Origin of the sequence: Kribbella kalugense (assembly GCF_004365875.1) — a bacterium.
GTDB lineage: Bacteria > Actinomycetota > Actinomycetes > Propionibacteriales > Kribbellaceae > Kribbella > Kribbella kalugense.
In genome coordinates, this window is record NZ_SODF01000003.1 from 646,905 (window position 1) to 665,458 (window position 18,554).

Annotated in this window: 19 protein-coding genes; 7 read left to right on the forward strand and 12 right to left on the reverse strand. The window is 67.1% G+C overall.

Translation table 11 applies throughout. The features are described from left to right. Window positions 1-4: 4 nt before the first annotated feature. The 4 genes from EV650_RS34400 to abmR all read left to right on the forward strand — a co-directional run bounded on the left by EV650_RS34400 (window position 5) and on the right by abmR (window position 3,641). Complete coding sequence (locus EV650_RS34400) at window positions 5-1,261, forward strand: 6-phospho-beta-glucosidase (RefSeq protein WP_134123329.1); 1,257 nt, start codon at window positions 5-7, stop codon at window positions 1,259-1,261. Beyond that, window positions 1,249-2,253, forward strand: coding sequence for an N-acetylglucosamine kinase (locus EV650_RS34405; protein WP_134123330.1), 1,005 nt, complete (start codon window positions 1,249-1,251; stop codon window positions 2,251-2,253). The genes EV650_RS34400 and EV650_RS34405 overlap by 13 nt, the downstream gene beginning before the upstream one ends. A gap of 94 nt (window positions 2,254-2,347) precedes the next feature. Continuing rightward, the gene (locus EV650_RS34410) at window positions 2,348-3,070 is read left to right on the forward strand and encodes a hypothetical protein (RefSeq protein WP_134123331.1); all 723 of its coding nucleotides are present in this window, start codon (window positions 2,348-2,350) and stop codon (window positions 3,068-3,070) included. Window positions 3,071-3,110: 40 nt separating this feature from the next. Beyond that, a complete protein-coding gene (gene abmR / locus EV650_RS34415; RefSeq protein ID WP_134123332.1) occupies window positions 3,111-3,641 on the forward strand; it encodes an ATP-binding transcription factor AbmR in 531 nt (176 codons plus the stop codon). Window positions 3,642-3,711: 70 nt separating this feature from the next. On the opposite strand, the gene EV650_RS34420 is transcribed toward abmR, so the two are convergent. Then, entirely contained in the window at window positions 3,712-4,566 is an 855-nt protein-coding gene (locus EV650_RS34420) for a mechanosensitive ion channel family protein (RefSeq protein ID WP_134123333.1), read from the reverse strand. A gap of 240 nt (window positions 4,567-4,806) precedes the next feature. Here EV650_RS34420 and EV650_RS34425 point away from each other — a divergent pair, with 240 nt between their 5' ends. Beyond that, entirely contained in the window at window positions 4,807-5,262 is a 456-nt protein-coding gene (locus tag EV650_RS34425) for a GNAT family N-acetyltransferase (protein ID WP_134123334.1), read from the forward strand. Here EV650_RS34425 and EV650_RS34430 read toward each other — a convergent pair. Genes EV650_RS34430 through EV650_RS34445 form a run of 4 tightly spaced genes read right to left on the reverse strand, consistent with a single transcriptional unit; the run spans window position 5,249 to window position 9,584 of the window. After that, entirely contained in the window at window positions 5,249-6,121 is an 873-nt protein-coding gene (locus EV650_RS34430) for a neutral zinc metallopeptidase (protein ID WP_134123335.1), read from the reverse strand. The genes EV650_RS34425 and EV650_RS34430 overlap by 14 nt on opposite strands. Continuing rightward, window positions 6,118-7,074 (reverse strand): neutral zinc metallopeptidase, encoded by a 957-nt coding sequence (locus tag EV650_RS34435; RefSeq protein WP_134123336.1) that lies wholly within the window; start codon window positions 7,072-7,074, stop codon window positions 6,118-6,120. Before EV650_RS34435 ends, EV650_RS34430 begins: the two co-directional genes overlap by 4 nt. After that, window positions 7,074-8,360, reverse strand: coding sequence for a neutral zinc metallopeptidase (locus EV650_RS34440; protein WP_134123337.1), 1,287 nt, complete (start codon window positions 8,358-8,360; stop codon window positions 7,074-7,076). Before EV650_RS34440 ends, EV650_RS34435 begins: the two co-directional genes overlap by 1 nt. 18 nt (window positions 8,361-8,378) lie before the next feature. Next, window positions 8,379-9,584: a neutral zinc metallopeptidase gene (locus EV650_RS34445; RefSeq protein WP_134123338.1), complete on the reverse strand. Its 1,206-nt coding sequence runs from the start codon at window positions 9,582-9,584 to the stop codon at window positions 8,379-8,381. Window positions 9,585-9,821: 237 nt separating this feature from the next. On the opposite strand from EV650_RS34445, the gene EV650_RS34450 reads away from it, so the two are divergent. After that, the gene (locus EV650_RS34450) at window positions 9,822-10,244 is read left to right on the forward strand and encodes a hypothetical protein (RefSeq protein ID WP_134123339.1); all 423 of its coding nucleotides are present in this window, start codon (window positions 9,822-9,824) and stop codon (window positions 10,242-10,244) included. A 253-nt stretch (window positions 10,245-10,497) separates the two neighbouring features. Then, window positions 10,498-12,222 (forward strand): 13E12 repeat family protein, encoded by a 1,725-nt coding sequence (locus EV650_RS34455; protein WP_134123340.1) that lies wholly within the window; start codon window positions 10,498-10,500, stop codon window positions 12,220-12,222. On the opposite strand, the gene EV650_RS34460 is transcribed toward EV650_RS34455, so the two are convergent. From EV650_RS34460 to EV650_RS34490, 7 genes are read right to left on the reverse strand one after another with little or no spacing between them, the layout of a single operon-like run. Beyond that, complete coding sequence (locus EV650_RS34460; protein WP_238174665.1) at window positions 12,206-12,931, reverse strand: class E sortase; 726 nt, start codon at window positions 12,929-12,931, stop codon at window positions 12,206-12,208. The genes EV650_RS34455 and EV650_RS34460 overlap by 17 nt on opposite strands. 40 nt (window positions 12,932-12,971) lie before the next feature. Further along, a complete protein-coding gene (locus tag EV650_RS34465) occupies window positions 12,972-13,514 on the reverse strand; it encodes an MOSC domain-containing protein (protein ID WP_134123341.1) in 543 nt (180 codons plus the stop codon). A 4-nt stretch (window positions 13,515-13,518) separates the two neighbouring features. Beyond that, complete coding sequence (locus tag EV650_RS34470) at window positions 13,519-14,259, reverse strand: aminoglycoside 3'-phosphotransferase (RefSeq protein ID WP_134123342.1); 741 nt, start codon at window positions 14,257-14,259, stop codon at window positions 13,519-13,521. Further along, entirely contained in the window at window positions 14,249-15,745 is a 1,497-nt protein-coding gene (locus EV650_RS34475) for an arylsulfatase (protein ID WP_238174666.1), read from the reverse strand. Before EV650_RS34475 ends, EV650_RS34470 begins: the two co-directional genes overlap by 11 nt. After that, complete coding sequence (locus EV650_RS34480; RefSeq protein ID WP_202875180.1) at window positions 15,709-16,707, reverse strand: LacI family DNA-binding transcriptional regulator; 999 nt, start codon at window positions 16,705-16,707, stop codon at window positions 15,709-15,711. The genes EV650_RS34475 and EV650_RS34480 overlap by 37 nt, the downstream gene beginning before the upstream one ends. A 17-nt stretch (window positions 16,708-16,724) precedes the next feature. Continuing rightward, window positions 16,725-17,600 carry a carbohydrate ABC transporter permease gene (locus tag EV650_RS34485; RefSeq protein ID WP_134123343.1) on the reverse strand — a complete coding sequence of 292 codons (876 nt, stop codon included), beginning with the start codon at window positions 17,598-17,600 and terminating at the stop codon, window positions 16,725-16,727. Continuing rightward, window positions 17,597-18,553 carry an ABC transporter permease gene (locus EV650_RS34490; protein WP_134123344.1) on the reverse strand — a complete coding sequence of 319 codons (957 nt, stop codon included), beginning with the start codon at window positions 18,551-18,553 and terminating at the stop codon, window positions 17,597-17,599. Before EV650_RS34490 ends, EV650_RS34485 begins: the two co-directional genes overlap by 4 nt. Window position 18,554: the final 1 nt, after the last annotated feature.

An 18,554-nucleotide genomic window follows, 5' to 3' on the forward strand; every position in this document is an offset into this window, starting at 1 on the left:
CAGGGTGAAACTCACAGTCGTTGGTGGCGGGTCCACCTACACGCCCGAGCTCGTCGACGGGTTCGCCCGGTTGCGGGACACGTTGCCGGTATCGGAGCTCGTGCTCGTCGACCCGGCGCCTGATCGGCTGGAGTTGGTCGGCGGGCTGGCACGGCGCATCTTCGCAAAACAAGGGCATGCGGGCCGCGTGATCACCACATCCGATCTGGACGCGGGGATCGAGGGTGCGGACGCCGTACTGCTCCAGCTGCGCGTCGGTGGGCAGGCAGCGCGCAACGAGGACGAGACGTGGCCGCTGGAGTGCGGTTGCGTCGGCCAAGAGACCACCGGGGCCGGCGGGCTCGCCAAGGCGCTGCGGACGGTTCCTGTGGTGCTGGACATTGCAGAGCGGGTACGGCGTACCAATCCGGACGCGTGGATCATCGACTTCACCAACCCGGTCGGGATCGTGACGCGGGCACTGTTGTCGCACGGGCACAAGGCAGTCGGGTTGTGCAACGTGGCTATCGGGTTCCAGCGCCGGTTCGCTGCGCTGCTCGGGGTCACGCCGGAGGAGGTTTCGCTGGACCACGTCGGCCTCAATCACTTGACCTGGGAGCGTGCGGTCCGCGTCAACGGTGACGACATGCTGCCGAAACTGCTGGCCGAGCACCTGCCTGAGCTGTCCGAGGACCTGCACCTGCCGGCGGACGTGGTGCGGCAGCTGGGCGTCGTGCCGTCGTACTACTTGCGCTACTACTACTCGCACGACGCTGTGGTGCAGGAGCTGCTCACCGTGCCGTCGCGGGCCTCTGAGGTCGCTGCGCTCGAGAAAGAGCTGCTGGACATGTACGCCGATCCGCAGCTCGACGAGAAGCCCGCACTACTCGAGCTGCGCGGCGGGGCGTACTACTCCGAAGCTGCTGTCGCACTGGCGTCCTCGCTGCTCAACAACACCGGCGACGTGCAAGTGGTGAACACGCTGAACAACGGCACGTTCCCCTTCCTCGCCGACGATGCTGTCATTGAGGTGCCTGCAACGGTCGGCGCCGAGGGCACGACGCCGGAGCCGGTGGCCCCGCTGGAGCCCCTGTACGCCGGACTGGTCGCACACGTGACGGCGTACGAGGAATTGGCGCTGGAGGCTGCGGTGAAGGGCGGATCCGAGCGGGTGTTCAAGGCTCTGCTGGCGCATCCGCTGGTCGGGCAGATCTCCATTGCGCAGGAGCTGACCGACAAGCTGCTCGCGCACAACAAGGCTTATCTGCCGTGGGCGCGCTAGTACCGGGTGGAGTCCTCGCCTTCGACGCCGGCAACAGCAAGACCGACGTCGCACTGGTCGCCGCAGACGGGACAGTGCTCGGTACGGCGCGTGGGGGTGGATTCGAGCCGCAGAAGCTCGGTGCGGCGGCCGCTGTGGGCGGACTGGAGCCGTTGGTCCACGCTGCGGCGGAAGAGGCCGGCTTGCGGCTTGGCGACGTACCGCTGGTGCAGCAGGTGTCAGCGTGCCTGGCGAACGCTGACCTGCCGATCGAAGTGGAGCAACTGACTGCCGCGTTCGAGCAGCGCGGGTGGGCGGAGTCGGTGTACGTCACCAACGACACGTTTGCGCTACTGCGGTCTGGGGTGGACGAGCCGCGTGGTGTGGCCGTGGTGTGTGGTGCGGGGATCAACTGCTCGGGGATGTTGCCGGACGGGCGGACCGCGCGGTTCACGGCGTTGGGGAAGCTGACTGGTGACTGGGGTGGCGGTGCGCAACTGGCCGAGGAGGCGTTCTGGTCGGCGTCGCGGGCGGAGGACGGCCGCGGTCCGGCTACCGCACTGCTGACCGCGTTGCCCGTGCACTACGGGTTGCCGTCGTTGGCTGCTGTGATCGAGGCGTTCCATTTCGGTGAGCTGCCGGCCGAACGGCAGTTGGAGGCCGGGCCGGTGTTGTTCCAGGTCGCGGTCTCCGGCGATACCGTTGCCTTGGGCATCATTCAGCAACAAGCCGAGGAGATCGTCGCGATGGCGGTCAGCGCGCTGCGCCGGCTCGAGTTGCTGGGCGAGCGCGTGATTGTCGTGCTCGGCGGCGGAGTACTGACTGCTGGTCACTCGGTGTTGCTCGACCGCGTCACCCACCTGCTCGCGGAGGTCGCCCCGAAGGCAGTTCCGCGGGTGGTCGACGTACCGCCGGTTGTTGGTGCGGCTTTGCTCGGACTGGACCACACGGCCGCTGGAGCGAATGCGCAGGAGCGATTACGCGCCGCATTCGCACCACCACCGGCAGCTTGACATTGCAGCCCCGTTTCATTCGAAAGCGATGCAAACTCTCTCGGGTGATGTGGCGTCCCACTGAGTAGGACCACATCCACTCGGGAGGTCGATGATGATTCGAAGGATCATAGGTCTCGGCAGTACTGCGGCACTCGCGGTGACAGCACCGATCGTGCTCACCGGAGCCGCCGCCCCGGCCAACGCCGGCACCACCACCACGACAGCGAGTTGCACCCAACTCGCGTCTGCGACCAACATCTCCGCGGCAACCTACGCCGACCGCTTGGTGCGGGCCTGGGGCAGCGGTGCGACCGCGACGGCCAACTGCTACGCGTCGACGGCGACCACGCGAACCCTCTACGGGCAGGCGTTGCCGGGCGGCATCCACTGGCGGCGGGTCTCGACCGAAGGTGCCGCTGGGACGATCTACGTGACGTACCACGACGATGCGCGCGGCGGGAACCTGACGATCGGCGTACAGAACGTCGGTCTGCGCGCGGCGAACGGCTGGCACGCGGCGTACACCGCGAAGTTCAGCGGCGAACCGAAGGCGTGGAACGCGGTCCAGTGGTCGGACAACCTGGTCCGGGCCTGGGGACGCGGTGACACGAAGTGGACGGCGTACTACGCGACTCCGACCGCGGCCAAGCAGCTGCACAAGGTCGCCGCCAAGGGCGGATCGCACTGGACGCGGATCGCCACAGAAGGTGCGGCCGGTACGACGTACGTGACGTATCGGAACACCGTCACCCGGCACACGCTGGTGATCGGGGTGTCGAACGTCGGCCTGTCACAGGGTGACGCGCACGCGGCGTACACGGTGCGGTACCACTGATCACTTGAGCTCGATTTGCTTGGGGTGTAATCATGATTACATGAGTACACAGACCGAGCAGGAGAAGGTGCGGGGCTGGCTGACCGGGCGGTTGCCGGGCGACTGGTTCGACGGTGAGATCGAGCTGTCGATCGATCGGGACGAGATCCTGATCGTCGGCCGGATCCCCGCACCCGAGCAGGACAAAGACGTGAGCGCCTCCGAGCGTTCCGCCGCCGAAGCGGGCCGGATCAAGCAGTTCCGCGAGGACACCCGCGACCACCGGATCGAGATCGCCCGCGAGCTCGAGCACTCCACCCGGCGGAAGGTCGCCTGGGGCGTGCTGTGTGGTGAGACCAAGACCATCTTCACCTCGCTGTCCGCGCCGGTGATGACGCGGCTCCGTCAGCCCGAGCGTCAGGTTCTCGACACCCTCGTCGACGCCGGCGTGGCACGGTCCCGCAGCGACGCCCTCGGCTGGTGCGTCAAGCTGGTCGCCCAGCACAGCGAGACCTGGCTGGCCGACCTCCGCGAGGCGATGACGAAGGTGGAAGACGTCCGTCGCGCGGGCCCGGACGCCACCGAGGAGTAAGACAGGCGACGGGCGGCAACCCGATCGGATTGCCGCCCGCCTGAGGAGAACCGCCTTTGTTTACTGGCTTCTACTGACCCGGCTGCCAGTTGCCGTTCTGCGGCTGGGTGCCGTTGGACCAGCCCGCACTGTGTGCGGCCGGGTGCTGCTCGGGCTGGCCGGACTGCGGGTAGTTCCCTTGGGCCGGGTACGCCGCTGTGCCGTTGGAACCCATTCCGTTCGAGCCTGCGCCGTTCGAGCCCATCGCGTCCGGGTCGGCGGCCGGCTTCTTGATGTTGTCGCGGCTGAACAGGCTGCTCAGCGCCTGCCCGGCCATCTCGCGGCCCCCGAGGCCGAAAGCAAGACCGAGGGCGAGCGCGGCGCCGGCGAGCACGATCAGCAGCGTGTTGCCGGTCAGCTGGACCGCGATACCGAGCTGGGTCAGCGCGGCGAACGCGGCGTACACGAGGATCGCGTACTTGCCCACCTTGGCCAGGGTTTCGTTGCCGGTGGCACCACGGATGATCGCGGCCAGGAAGTTCGCGAACAGCGCTGCCAGGCAGATGATCACGATCGCGGCGAAGATCCGCGGGATGTAGCCGAGCATGCTGCTCATGAAGTTCGAGATCTCCGGCACGCCGAGTGCGGAGGCGAACATCGTGAAGCTGATCAGGAACACGAACCAGAACACGACCTTGCCCAGCATCGCCGAAGCGGTCAGCCCCGTGCCCGACCGTTGCAGCACACCGGAGACACCGGCTCGTTCCATCCACTGGTCGAAACCGACCCGGCCGAGCAGGGTGCCGACCAGTTTCCCGAGCACCTTCGCCACGAAGTAGCCGACGACCAGGATGACCAGGCCGCCGAGCAGGTTCGGGATGAACGACAGAAGCTTGCTGAAGGCATCTTCGAACGGTTGAGTGAAGTCAATCGCTAACGCTGGCATCGGATGAACCTTTCAGGACTGGGCCCGCATCCGCTGCCGCGCAGAACTGCACACACGACCCCGGCACACGGGCGGATGCAGTGGTGTCCAGTATCACTGGTACCCGTGGTTGCGGTAGGCAAACAGTCCGTCCGGGCGAGCCGGGCAACGAAAAGTCTTTGCATAAGGCAATCACCGTTGCGGTACTTCGGTGCTTACCCTGCCGACTGAACCGCTTCAGGTGTTTGCGATGCTGTGCCTGTGAACGACATCCTGATCCGCCGTGCCACCGCCGCCGATGTCGGCCCCATCGTCGCGATGATCGCCGACGACCAACTCGGCGCGACCCGCGAGTCGCTCGACGACCTCACGCCGTACCTGAAGGCGTTCGAGCAGATCGACACCGACCCGAACCAGGTGCTGATAGTTGCCGACCGCAACGGCGAGGTGGTCGGCACGCTCCAGCTGACGATCATCCCCGGCCTGTCCCGCCGCGGCTCCACCCGCGGCCTGATCGAAGCCGTCCGGGTAGCCGCCCCCGCCCGCGGCGCCGGCCTCGGCACCACCCTGATCCAATGGGCCATCGAAGAATCCCGCACCCGAGGCTGCACCCTGGTCCAACTAACCTCCGACAAATCCCGCACCAAAGCCCACAACTTCTACGAAAACCTGGGCTTCGAAAACACCCACGAAGGCTTCAAACTCAAACTCCAGTAACACTGCTCGCCGGCGCAGCCCAGGTGATACAGCCGGCCGGGCCCTTGCTGAATGCCTGCCGCAACCAGTGATCGAAGTTGACCATGTCAGCCTCGGTGCGGTCGTATCCCGGGTGCCCGTAGCGCGAGAGACGCTCACCGTGGAGGTGGAAGGTCTTTCGGTTCGGGCCGAAGAAGGCCGCGGCGAGACAGTGGGCCTGCATCTCGTTCCGGTTCTCCTCCACCTTCTCGGCCGCGGCACCGTTGGCGGCCTGGTAGCGGGCGTCGTAGTCGTCCGCCATTCCGGTCAACCACTGCACGTGGTGGCCGTACTCATGACCGATGAGCCATTGCACCCAGGCCCGGCCTTCTTCCTGGCCTGACGATTCCTTGACGACGTACTCCGGCCAATTGAAGTAGATCCCGCGGTCGGTCTGGCAATACATGCCGAAGTCCTCCTTGTCCATCGCTCCACATGCCGTCGTCGCGCCCGGCTTGGCGGGGAGGACGGCAGAGGGCGGGAGAAAGTCGAACCCGGCGCGGGTGATCAGCGGCGCCCAGGACCTGTTCAAGCACGCGACGTACGCCGTTGCGTACCGGATCAACGCTTGCTGATTCGAGAGCCTCGCGGTCGGCAGCGAACAACTGACAACCGTAACCTGCCCGGACCGGTAGAGCGGGTTGTACAGCAGAAACTCATCCACGATCGGCGCCGGCTGAGCGACCGTCCACGCGACGGGTGGCCGCGAAGGTGCAGTGGTCGGCGCAACAGTCGGCGTCGCAACGGCGACGTGCGGCGGAGCGTCCGGCGTACAAGCGGCAACGAAGAGCATGCACAGCGCGGTGGCTATCGCGAGTGCTGGGCGTTCAGGCAATTTCACGTGACTCGCTTTGCGGGGGCTGCCCAGGTGTTGCAGGCGGAGGGGGACTTGGCTTTGAAGGCGGCTTCGGCCCAGGCGGTGCTGCTCTCGCGGGATCCGTGGTCGGGTGTGGTTGCCGGTGGGTCGTCGTCGCCGGAGCGCGCGGCGTCCAGGTAGGCCTGGAGCTTTGCGTAGTACAGGTCCAGGGTCTGCTGATTCGCGCCGAAAAAGGCAGACGCGAAGCAGGACGCCTGGAGTTCGTGTCGGCGCATCTGCTCAAGGCGAGCCGCGCCGGTGGCCTCGGCCCAGCGGTCGTCGAAGTACGGCGAGATCCCGACCAACTGCTGCACGTGGTGCCCGAACTCGTGCGCAATCGTGAACTGGAGGTACACCCCGGCCCACTCCCGTCCGTGCGCGTCGTCCTCGACGAACTGCTGCCAGTCGAGATAGATCCCGGAGCCCTCGGAGCAGTAGAACCCCCCGAGCTCCTTGGTGAGGATCCCGCAGCGGGTCTTCGAGCCCGCGTTGACGGCGTACACCTTTGCGGGGAAGAACGCGACGTCCGAACGCTCGACAACTGGCTTCCAGGCTCGTTGGAGACAGCCCAGGACCGCGCTCGCGTACTGCTGCACTTCCTTCCGCGTCGTCAGCTCGATCTGCGGCAGCTCACAGGTCACCGCCGGAACCCGGCCCGCCGAGTAGATCTTGTTGCGGACCAGGTAAGTCTTCTCCAACGATCGGTACGTCGGGGTCGCCTCCGTCGCCTTCGGCCGAGCCCGCACGGTCTTCGGCGCAACCGGTGCTCGGCTGGGTTTAGGCGTCGGCGTCACCAGCGGAGCCACCGGGGAGGGCGTCGTCGTGGACGGTGTCGTCGCGGAGGGTGCCGATGCAGCGGCAGGCGCGCGGGACGGTGTACAACCAGCGGACAACACGACGGCCAGCCCGACCAACGCCGTCGCCAGGCCGCGGCGCATCAGCTCACCTTGGTGGGCGGTGCGGTGAAGGTGTTGCAAGACGCGGGGCTGGTGGATTTGAAGGCGGGGTCGGACCAGGTCCAGTTGCTCTTGCGGGAGCCGTGGTCGCGGACCTTCTTCGGGTTGTACTCGTCGCCGGAGTGCTGGGCTTCCCACTGCCACAGCCGGAGCTTCTCGCCGGACAGGCCCAGGGACTTCTTGTTGGCGCCGAGGAAGGCCGCGCTGAAGCAGGTCGCCTGCAACTCCCGGCGGCGCGCCCACTCGAGCTTCATCGCCTTCGAGTTCGTCCAGCCCTCCCGGGAGAACGACGCGGTGATCATCTCGGTCATCTGCTGGACGTGGTGGCCGTACTCGTGCGCCATCGTGTCAAGCATCCAGACCCGGGCGGCAAGCGGCTCGTCCTTGTAGTACTGCAGATCGTTCTTCCAGCTGATGTTGATGCTTTCGTCCGCGCTGCAGTAGTAGGCCGTGTCCGACTCGCCAGTGCAGTCCTCGTCTGACGCCGGACCGGTCTGCAACTTCAGCTTCGGCGGCCTGAAATCGTAGCCTGCCTTCTTCACCACCGGCTCCCACGCCTTGTTCAGGCAGGGCAGCAGCGCCTGGTAGTAACGCAGGATCGCGGACTGCGAGTCCGGTTTGATCGCAGGCTCTTTGCAGCTGACGGCGGCGACCGTCCCCGAGGTGTAGATCTTGTTCTTCTGCAGTCGGACCATGTCCGGGATTCCCGGGACGGTGACGGTGACTGTTGGGTCCGGGAGGACTGGGATGGGGGCCTGGGACTTCTTGACCGAGGGTTGGGCCAGGGGGTTGTCGACTCGGCTGCCGTAGGAGTTGACGAGTTTGAAGCCGGCGACGGTGGCGCCGGTGAGCATGATCAGGACCAGGGCGGACAGGCCCGCGATCACCGCGCGGGAGTAGTGACGCGGGGGTTTGACCGGCGGTGGTTCCGACGAGAACTGCGGGATGCCACGGGCCGGATTCGAGTGCCAGCCGGTCGTCCGAGCACCGCCGATCCGGCGGGTGTCGGTGAGTGGCTTCAGCGGAGCACCGGTGAGCGGCGCGACCGGCGGGCCGCTGTACTCGCTCGTGGTGCCGGGCTCGGTCGGGATCGGGCGGGCCTTGCGGCGGACAGGCGAGTCGGCCACCGACACCGAGCGCGCTTTACCCAGGACGTCGGGCTGCCCCCTCCGCAGGGTCAGCGGACGGGTGCCGTCGGCGGGCAGTTCGCCGTCGCCGCCGGACAGGAAGTGTCCCGGCTTCGGCGTACCGTCCTCGGAGTCAGACATCAGCCATTCCCATCTCGCTCAGCTGACCTTTGCGGATGCTGCGACGAAAGTGTTGCAGGAGCCGGGGTTCGTCGTCGTCAGGCCCTGGTTCATCCACAGGGCCAGGCTCTTGCTCGAGCCGTGGTCGCGGACCTTGTCCTTGGTGCGCTCGTCGCCGCGGAGCTGGATCAGGCTGTTCCACTGCCGCAGCAGCTCACCGCGCAGCGGGAAGCTCGCCTCGGCCGCGCCGAAGAACACCCCGCCGAAGCAGTACGCCTGCAGCGACGCGCGCCGCTTCGCCTCCAGCTCGTCGGCCTTGCTCGCGGCCGTGTCGGCGAGGTTGTCGGCCGCATCGGCCATACCGGTCAGGTTCTGCACGTGGACGCCGTACACGAACGCGAAGGACTGCGCCATCTCCGCCCGGACCGCCGCCTTGTTCTTGGGGTACTGCTCGACCAGCTCCTGCCACGGCATCGTCGCGCTGCCGCCCTGCTCGTCCTGGCAGTACAGCGCGAGGTCCTTCTGTACGCCGCACGCCGTCTCGTCACCCTCGTTGTAGATGATCAGCCGCGGCGTCCGGAACTCGAACCCGGCCTTCTCCACGATCGGTTTCCAGGCCTTGTCCATACAACCGATCAGCGCCTGGTAGTACGAGCGCACGTTCTCCATCGACGTCGGCCGGAAGGCGGGCTCCTGGCACTTCGTCACCGGCATCACCCCGGCGGCGTAGATCGCGTTCTTGCCGACGATGTCGGCGTCCGGCGTACCCTTCCCGACCGGCTCGTTGGTCGTCGGTCCGCCGGTCGGCCGGATGGACGGCGTGACCATCGGGTTCACGTTGAAGCCGTCCGACGACAGCAGCTTGACGACGAACGTCGCGCCGCCGGCGATGACCACGAGCGCGGCGACCACGATCAGCGCGACCAGGCCCTTCGACCGCTTCTGCTCGACGTACGGGATCGGCTGCGGGTGGAACACCTCCCGGTACGCCGCGTGCGCGCGGTCGTCGGCCGGCGGCGGTCCGAGCCGGCTGCCGGACAACGTCGTACGGCGGGAGTCGATGCGGGACCCGCTCAGCTGGGGCGGGGTCTCCGGCGTACCGCCACCGAGCCGCGTCGTCGGCGCGGACAGCGGCGTACTCGTCGGCTGGTTCGGCTGGCTCTGCTGCTGCGCGCCCGTGAGTCCCTGCTCACCCTCGCCACCAGGCAGGAAGTGACCAGGCTTGGGCACCGGCTTGTCCGCCACGATTTCCCCGCTTCTCCCCAGTACCGGTCTGCCGCCGGTCCCACCCATTCACCCAGAGCGGCCGGAACACCCCCTGCTCACGGCCGTCCGCGATATTACGGCCTGGACCGCCTTGCCGGAAACCAAGTTGCAGCTATTGACACCGTTTCGCGACCGACAGCGTTCAACCACCAACACACCGTGTTCACCCCACTACTCAGCCGCCCGGAGAGCCCGAGTACCTGGCATGCTGGGGGCATGAGTTGGGCTGTGTACGCGGTGCGAGGACCGGGAGGCGTACGGCGCCTCGACGACATGCCGATCGACTACGAACCGCCATCGGTCGGTACTGCGACCGACGTGGTGGCCACGGTCCGCGAGGTGGTGCCGGATGTCGACACGAGCAAGCCGTCCTGGCTGGCGCTGCGAAGTCCGGAGTACGACGTCGAGATGACCATCGGCAAGGGCGTCGAGGTCCGCGACATCACCTTCTACCTGAACGACGGCCCGCGGTCGATCCCGATCGTGATGGAGATCAGCCGGCGGCTCGGCGTCACGCCGTACGACACCGAGTCGGGCAACTTCCTCACCGAGGAGTCCCGCCCGCCGGTCCCACCGCCGATGGAACCCGACGAGATCAAGATGAACAAACCCAAGTGGTGGAAGTTCGGCCGGAAGTAGTCCCTGCTAGCTGCTGACCGGGGCGCGACGCGCCAGGTGCTCATGGCAACCGACGAACAGTTCGCTACTCGATCGGTGGGGGTGCGTGCGCCGGCAATGTGGTTCCTGCCGATATCGCGATCGAGTCGCGAGAGGTCACGCCCGCTTACACGATCTGCAGCTCCGCATCGATGTGAGGTTTCCCCTTGTGGATAAGGGGTTCTCGGCTCTCTCGGATTTGCGTCAGGCTCGGCGAGTGCGTAGATTAGAACACATGTTCGAGGAAGATCTGGATGCGTTGCCGACGGTCGACCTGCTGGAGTCGGCCGCCGAACTCCGCGCCCTGTCGCACCGCGCCGAGGCCCGGCTCCTCCAACACGCCCTCGCCTACGCCGACCGCTATCACCCCTCCGCCCACCCCGCCCGCCGCCCAGGTCGTCGTTCGTGCGACGGCCGTGAACGGGCAGTCGTACTCGGTGGCGACGGCTGTCCGGAGATCCTCGAGTTCGCGATCGCCGAGTTCGGGGTGATGCTGGGCATCTCGCCGTGGGTGGCGGCCGATTATCTGGGTCAGGCGCTGGCTTTGCGGCACCGGTTCCCGTTGATGTGGGCGCGGGTCATGTCGGGTGAGGCGACCCCGTGGAAGGCGTGCCGGATCGTCGCGGACTGCAGGAAGCTGTGCGAGGTGGCGGCCGCCCGGGTCGACAAGCGGGTCGCGGGGCTGGTGGATTCGATCACCCCGGCCCGGTTGGAGAAGATCATCAAGGCCGCGCGGATGCACGTCGACCCCGACCAGGCCCGGGCCGAGGCCGCCGAGAAGGCCCGCGAACGCGGCGTGTTCGTCGGCCAGTCGAACGAACACGGCACCAAAACCATGTTCATCAAGGCCGCTGCGGGTGCGGTCGCCCGCCACGACGCGACGCTGTCGGCGATCGCGGACGCGTTGAAGGTCTTCGGCGACACCCGTCGGGTTCAGACCCGCCGCGCGGAGGCGGTCGGGATCATCGCCGATGCCCGTTTCACCGAAGAACTCCTCGCCCAGGCCCGCGCCCACCGCTCCACCACCCCGGATCCCGACAGCACCGACAATCCTGACCCGAGTACGCCGGACCCGACCGCCCCGGACATCGCCGCCCCGGACCCTGGTGCACGCTCGGCTGGGTCTTGCGTTGATGACGACCTGCTCCACGACCCGGCGACCGGGTGGGACGAGCCGGCCTGGGACGACCAGGCCGATGTCCCCGACGCACTCGACACACCCAGCAGCCCGGTCGAACCCTTCGACCTACGCGATCCCCACCTGCACACCGACCCCGACGACAGCGACCCCCTGGACGCCACCGCCGAACGGGCACTGCACGCGCGGCTGGCCCAGATCAAACACGACGCCTACACCAACCAACCCCACCCCCACACCACCGGCAACGGCACCGGAGCCAACGGCGCCGACGGCTCGGGTACCAACAGTGGCAGTGTCAGCGGTGGTGGTGATGTGCAGGTGCGGCCGGGGCAGACCGAGATCTATGTACACCTCACCGATCTCACCCTCGCCACCGGCACCGGAGTGCTGCGGGCCGAGACCCTCGGACCGATGCTCGCCGAACAACTCGCCGAGTTGGTCGGGTACGGGCCCTACACCGTCAAACCAGTGATTGATCTGAACGATGCGGTGAGTGTGGACGCCTACGAGATCCCCGACCGGATCCGCGAACGCGTCAAACTCACCCACCCCGTCGAAGTCTTCCCCTACGGCACCCAAGAAACCCGCCGCTCCATGGACCTGGACCACCTGCGCCCCTACGACCCACTCGGCCCACCGGGTCAGACCTCGACCACGAACCTCGCGCCGTTGGGACGCTACCCCCACCGGGTGAAGACCCACGCCCACGGCTGGAACGTGCACCGCGTCGACTACAAGACCCTCGAATGGAGCACACCCCACGGCTTCCGCTTCCACGTCGGCCCTCACGGCACCCACCGGATCAGGCGGGACGAGTAGCGACCAGGGTGCCGATCTTGTTGATGCGGTGTTCGGGGTTGCCCAGTTCGTCGTGCCAGTAGTTGCCGGCGGCGTGGTCTTCCAGAGTGGCGCACGTGGAGATCGAGATCATCGCGCGGGTCGGTCGGACGCCCGGTTGTCCGGGTACGGCGGCGTTCTGCTGGGCCTTCTCGGCGGGTTTCCGGAAGGAGATCGTCATCGTCCGGCTGACCACGTAGTCGTACACGGTCCCGCCCGCGGTGATCAGGATGTGGTCGCCGTTCCGCAACTCCGGCACGCGTTCCAACGGGCGTCCGTGGCTGACGCGATGCCCCGTGATGATGAAGTTCCCGATCTCACCCGGGCCGACCCCGCCGGCCTTCCCGCGCGGACTCGCGGCCACCCCTCGGTCCTGGATCTTGGTCCCCGGCCGATCGTCTGCCGTGCCCGTATACGCGACCACCCGCAACCCGCGGACACCGATCGCCGGGATCGACATGGTCACCGGGCCGGCGGCGGTCGGCCGCGGCACCAGGGTGGGCGGGGGCGTGGACGGCCTGAGCGTCCGCGTCGGATCGGTCGGGGCCGACGTCGGGTCAGTTGGGGTCGAGGTCGGGTCGGCAGAGGGCCGGGGCGTGGACACGGGTGATGCCGGGTCCGGGCTGGTCGGCGCCGCGTCGGTGCAGCCGGCCAACACCGCCAGCATCATGATCGCCCCGACCAGCCTCACCATCCGACGGTACGCCGGTCGGCCGAAAGCCGTCCGAAACTCAGTCCAGCAAGGTGAGCTCGGCCGGCCCGAGCCGCAGTACGCCGGATGTGAGCGGCGTCGCCCGGATCCCGCCGTGCCCGCGGAGCGCCCGCATCGCACCGGGCGCGAGGACCGCATCCATCCAGGCGCACGGGTTGGCCGGCCGATTGGCCTGGAACACAACCGACCCGGCTCCGGAGTCCACCGCGAATCGACGCCCACCAACACGAGTTCCGTCCGCCGCCCGATGCGCCGCCAACTCGTCGATCGGGTATCCACGGAGGGCGATGTTGCGGCGGGCGAGGTGAGGGTCGAGGGGTTCGGGAAGGTCGAGAACGCGGACCACCTCGTCGAGGGAGGCGGCGTCGATCAGGGTGACGGCGGCGTTCTTGTGGATCTTCTGGGCGTAGTAGCGGTCCCCGACGATGCCCAGTTCGGCGCGGAGTTCGATCTCGGTCCGGGCGACCGGTTCCGGATCGGGGCGCGGGCCGTCTTGTGGGCGACCCTCGAAGGCGTGCCGGCGGGAAACGACGAGCGCGACGATCTCGATCGGGATGCCCATCGGATCAGCCCCAGGTCAGCGGATCGAGGAGCCGGAAGAAGTGCAGGCGCCGACGATCCGGCTCAGGTACGCCGTAAGCCTCGAGGAACGGGGTCGAGTCGGCGGACCACTCGTCGTGGAATTGAATAGTGGTCAGGGCGAGGTCGGAGTAACGGTCCGCGATCCCGAGGCGGCCGAGGTCGATCAGGCCGGTGACCTCAAGGGTCTCCGGATCAAAGAAGATGTTCGGTAGGCAGGCGTCGCCGTGGCAGACGACGGGGTCGAGGACGCTTTCGATATAGGGGCGCTCGGCAATTACTTGGTCGAGTAGCTCTGATGGCTTCAGCAGGCGCCACTCGTCGGTAAGGAAGTCGGGGTTCACCGCATCCCGGCGTACGACGTCTGTCGCGGTCGCGATCACGTCCGCCAACGGGCGTTCGAACGGGCAATCGGTCAACGAATGCAGATCCCGCAGCACCGCACCGAAGCTCCGCATCGCGCGGTCGTACGCCGCCGGCGGAAGCGTGTCGCCAGCGACGCCCGGCACCGCAGACGTCATCAAACAAGCGCCATCCGCCGACTCCAACCAGTCGACGACCGATGCCCCAGGCAACCCAGTCCCCGCGAGCCACTCGACCCGGTCCCGCTCGGCAACGAGCTCCGCGACACCAGACGGCCCGCAACACTTGGCGAACACGCCACCCCGCCGGTAGACCGACGTATCGGACTCGCCGATCTCTACCGGCGCCCAGTCGTCAGACAGCAAGTCTCTCCCTTGTATGCCCGAGGATCGTCGTCACCGGCCGCCCGGTCACCAAGTTGCCGTCAGCAACGAAGCCTTCCTCGCGGCCGGTCAGGTCCTGGATCAGTCGCTCCCGCCACAGTGCACGCAACTCGGGGCGGGAGGCAACCAGATTCCGCAGCTCCCCCGGATCCTCGACGAGGTCGAACAGCTGCTCCACACCGCGCTCCGAACCCCACACGTACTTCGTCTTGCCGTCCGTCACCCACTGGATCGACTGCCCGAAGTGCACGTGTTCCCCGTGCAACCACTCGCGCACCGGCACGGACGATCCCCGCAGGAACGGAGCCAGCGAGCACCCATCCACCGACGGCGGAATCGGTACGCCGGCCAGGTCCAGCAAAGTCGGCATGAGGTCGCGCAGCTCGACGACCTGATCAACCACCCGACCACGGCTAGCGTCTGGAGCCGAAGCACGATCCGCAACGATGAACGGCACCCGAGCCGACCCCTCGTACGGCACCGACTTCCGGAACATCCGATGGTCGCCCATCATCTCGCCGTGGTCGGAGGTGAACGCGATGATCGTGTCGTCGTACACCCCGAAGTCGACCAGCGCCTCCCGGATCCGGTTGAGCTGCAAATCGATCTGCGCCATCAGCCCGTAGTACCCGGCCCGCGCCCGGTGGACGACGCGATCCGGCAGGTCCCCGATCGACGCCTGGTAGTCCCCGTCCCGCCGGAACTCGTCCCAGTCGCTCTCCCAGTCGCCCAGCTCGCGTTCGTACGGCGGCAACGCGTCGTACCGATCGAAGGCCCAGGCCGGCGGGTCGTACGGCGGATGCGGCCGATGAAACGACAAGTACAAGAAGAACGGTCGCGTCGGATCGCGCCGATACAACCAGTCGATCGTCTGGGTGCCGATCCAATGAGTCGGATGCAACGACTCCGCCTTGTCCCACGGCCGCGCGACCACCGAGTTGCAGTTCACGCCATGATCGAAGTACTCCGCATCCGGCGAAACCCCCGGCTGCCGCCGCAACCACGGCACGTAGTCGTCGAAGAACCCGAACTGCTGCCGATGCGCCCGTCGCGAGTGATGCAGGAACCCGTCATGCAGTACGACGTCGTCGAACCCGAGCCGCGCCCGCTCCGGCCAGACGTGCATCTTCCCGATCGCCTGCGTGTGATACCCCGCCCGCCGGAACTCACCCTGAATCGTCACCGGATGCGCCACGTCGAAAGGCACGCCGTCGGTGTACCCGACCCGCCCGTGCCGCTCCTGGGACTGCCCGGTGAACAACGCGACCCGCGCCGGGACACATGTCGGCGTCGCGGAATACCCGCTACTGAACCGCACCCCCGACCGCGCCAGCTCGTCGATGTGCGGAGTCTCGACATACGGATGACCGGCGCACGACAACGCGTCGCCCCGCCACTCGTCGACACAGATCAGTACGACGTTCGGCTGCCTCATACCGTCGACGACTCGCGCACGATCAGCTGCCATGGGAAGTCGAACACCTCACCTGGTGCACCCTCTCGATCGGTCAACCTGCTCACGATGATCCGCGCGAGCGAGTCGTTGAACTCGACCGGTCCGACCGTCGACAGCGACGGGTCGAGGTGCTCGCCCTCCGGAGTGTTTCCGACCCCGACAATGGCGAGCTCTCGCGGTACGTCGATCCGCAGCCGATGCGCTGCCCGTACGGCGGCGATCGCGGCGAAGTCCGTCGTACAGTAGATCGCCGTCGGCCGGTCCGGCTTGCTGAGCAGCGCCATCGCGGCCCGGTACGCGCCCTCCGGATGCTGCTCGAAGATCTCGATGTCGTCCTGCCGGATTTGCTGGCCGGCCGCGTGGAGCGTGTTCACGTAGGCGTCGAAGCGGGCGAACCCGGTCGTGCGCGAGGTGAGCGCGCCGACCCGGTCGTGATGCTCGAGCAGGTGCTCCACGGCGAGGTGGCAGCGCGGCTCGGCCCCCGACCGGATCACGTCGAAGCCCTCCGGTTCGAGCGTCTCGCTGAACGCGACGATCTGCACGCCCTGCGCCGCGAACGCCTCCAGCTCGGCGACCTGCAACGCATCCGGCTTGACGCTGTCGATAAAGATCACGTCAGGGGTCCGGTTCGACAGCACGGTCCGCCAGTCACCGTCCGCCACGATCAGCGCGGTCTTGCCGAGCGGGGTCACCGCCGTACTGACCGTCGCCGCGACTGCCTGCGACCACGGGTCCGCGAGCACGCTGAGCGAGAGCAGGACCAAGTCCGACTTCCCGGTCCGGATCGCGCGGGCCGCGTCGTTGCGCCGGTAGCCCAACCGCGACGCCGCGTCACGGACGCGGGTCGCGGTCGAGTCCTTGATCGTGTGGCTGCGATGGCGCCCGGACAGCACGTAGGACACGGTCGCGACCGAGACACCAGCCTCCTTCGCCACCATGCGCAGCGTCGGCCGATCGGCCGCAGGTGAGGACATGCACCAATTCTCGCAGATCAGCCTTTAACAGCGCCGGTGATAACGCCCTTGGTGAAGTGGCGTTGCAGGAACGGGTACACCATTGCGATCGGAACCAGCGCGACAACGACCACGGCCATCTGAAGCGACTGCGGTTGCGGTGGCGGATGTACGCCGAGCTGGTCCGCCGACAGCGACTTGCCCTGCAGTACGTAGGTCCGCAGGATCACCTGGACCGGCCATTTCGACGTGTCGTTCAGGTACAGCAGCGCGTTGAAGAACGCGTTCCAGAACCCGACCGCGTAGAACAACCCGACGACCGCGACCACGGCCTTCGACAGCGGCAGCACGATCCGCCGGAGGATGACGAAGTCACTCGCGCCGTCGATCCGGGCGCTCTCCAGCAACTCGCCCGGCACGTTCATGAAGAAGGTGCGCAGGACAACGAAGTTGAAGGCGCCCAACGCCCCCGGCAGGATCAGCGACCACAGGCTGTCCAGCAGCCCCAACTGCTTCACCACCAGGAACATCGGGATGATCCCGGGCGCGAACAGCAACGTGAACAGCACCATCAGCAACACCGGCCGGCCGAACAGCACCGGTCTCGACGTGGCGTAGGCCAGCGCGATCGTGACGGCCAGCGCGATCGCCGTACCGACGACCGTCACGAAGACGCTGACCAGGATCGCCCGTCCCATCAGGCCACCGCTGAACAACGTTTGGTACGCCTTGAACGTCGGGTGCGACGGCCAGAGCACATACCCGCCGGCGTCGATGATGTCGCGGTCGCTGGCCAGCGAGGTCGAGATCACGACGAGGATCGGTACGACGATCACGAGCGCGAAGCCGCCGAGCACCAAAGCCTTGATCGCTTGATACCCAGGAGAAGGACGTTCTTTCCAGATCGGTCTCATGCGCCGCGCCTTTGGAAGATACCCGGCTCGCCGAGCCGATGAGCAAGTGAGTTCGCGCCCCACAGCAAGAGTGCGCCGACCACGCCCTTTGCCAACCCGGCCGCGGCCCCACTACTCCAGTCGCCGCCGACCACGCCCGCGTAGTACGTGAAGGTGTCCAGTACTTCGGCCGCACCCGGACCGACCGAGTCGCGCTGCAGGATGAACTGCTCGAACCCGACGCTGAGGATGTCGCCGATCCGCAGGATCAGCAGCAGCACGATGACGGTCCGCAGCGACGGCAGCGTGATATGCCACAGCCGCCGCCATCGCCCGGCGCCGTCCGCCGCGGCCGCCTCGTACAGCGAGACGTCCACGGTGGTCAGCGCCGCGAGGAAGATGATCATTGCCCAGCCGGCGTCCTTCCAAATCAGCTGCGCGACCACGAGCAGCGGGAAGGTGTCCGGGTTGGTCATGAACGGGATCGGGTTCAGCCCCGCGTGCCGGAGCAGGTTGTTGATGAACCCGGCGCCGCCCAGCGACTGCTGGAACAGCGTCACGACCAGCACCCAGGACAGGAAGTGCGGCAGGTACGCGATCGTCTGGAACCAGCGCCGGATCTTGTTGCTGATCAGCGAGTCGACGATCAGCGCCAGCCCGATCGGCACCGGGAAGAACAGCAGCAGCTGGACGGCGGCCAGCAGCAACGTGTTCCGCAACGCGTCCCAGAAGTCCGGGTTGTCGTACAGGCTGACGAAGTTCTGCAGGCCGTTCCACTCGCTGTGCATGATGCCGAGGTAGGGCTGGAAGTCCTGGAACGCGACCACATTGCCCAGCACCGGCAGGTAGAAGAACGCGAGCAGGAAGACGACGCCGGGAATCATCAGCAGCACCATCTGCCAGTCGCGGCGCCATTTCACCGCAAAGGGAAGACTCGTCTTCTTCCGGGTCGTTGTCGATGACCTTTTCAGCATC

Coding starts and splice junctions, on each gene's coding strand:
- EV650_RS34410 (WP_134123331.1), top strand. CDS start 2,348: ATGATTCGAAGGATCATAGGTCTCGGCAGTACTGCGGCACTCGCGGTG.
- abmR (WP_134123332.1), top strand. CDS start 3,111: ATGAGTACACAGACCGAGCAGGAGAAGGTGCGGGGCTGGCTGACCGGG.
- EV650_RS34420 (WP_134123333.1), bottom strand. CDS start 4,566: ATGCCAGCGTTAGCGATTGACTTCACTCAACCGTTCGAAGATGCCTTC.
- EV650_RS34435 (WP_134123336.1), bottom strand. CDS start 7,074: ATGCGCCGCGGCCTGGCGACGGCGTTGGTCGGGCTGGCCGTCGTGTTG.
- EV650_RS34440 (WP_134123337.1), bottom strand. CDS start 8,360: ATGTCTGACTCCGAGGACGGTACGCCGAAGCCGGGACACTTCCTGTCC.
- EV650_RS34450 (WP_134123339.1), top strand. CDS start 9,822: ATGAGTTGGGCTGTGTACGCGGTGCGAGGACCGGGAGGCGTACGGCGC.
- EV650_RS34455 (WP_134123340.1), top strand. CDS start 10,498: ATGTTCGAGGAAGATCTGGATGCGTTGCCGACGGTCGACCTGCTGGAG.
- EV650_RS34465 (WP_134123341.1), bottom strand. CDS start 13,514: ATGGGCATCCCGATCGAGATCGTCGCGCTCGTCGTTTCCCGCCGGCAC.
- EV650_RS34475 (WP_238174666.1), bottom strand. CDS start 15,745: ATGGCAGCTGATCGTGCGCGAGTCGTCGACGGTATGAGGCAGCCGAAC.
- EV650_RS34480 (WP_202875180.1), bottom strand. CDS start 16,707: ATGTCCTCACCTGCGGCCGATCGGCCGACGCTGCGCATGGTGGCGAAG.
- EV650_RS34485 (WP_134123343.1), bottom strand. CDS start 17,600: ATGAGACCGATCTGGAAAGAACGTCCTTCTCCTGGGTATCAAGCGATC.
- EV650_RS34490 (WP_134123344.1), bottom strand. CDS start 18,553: ATGCTGAAAAGGTCATCGACAACGACCCGGAAGAAGACGAGTCTTCCC.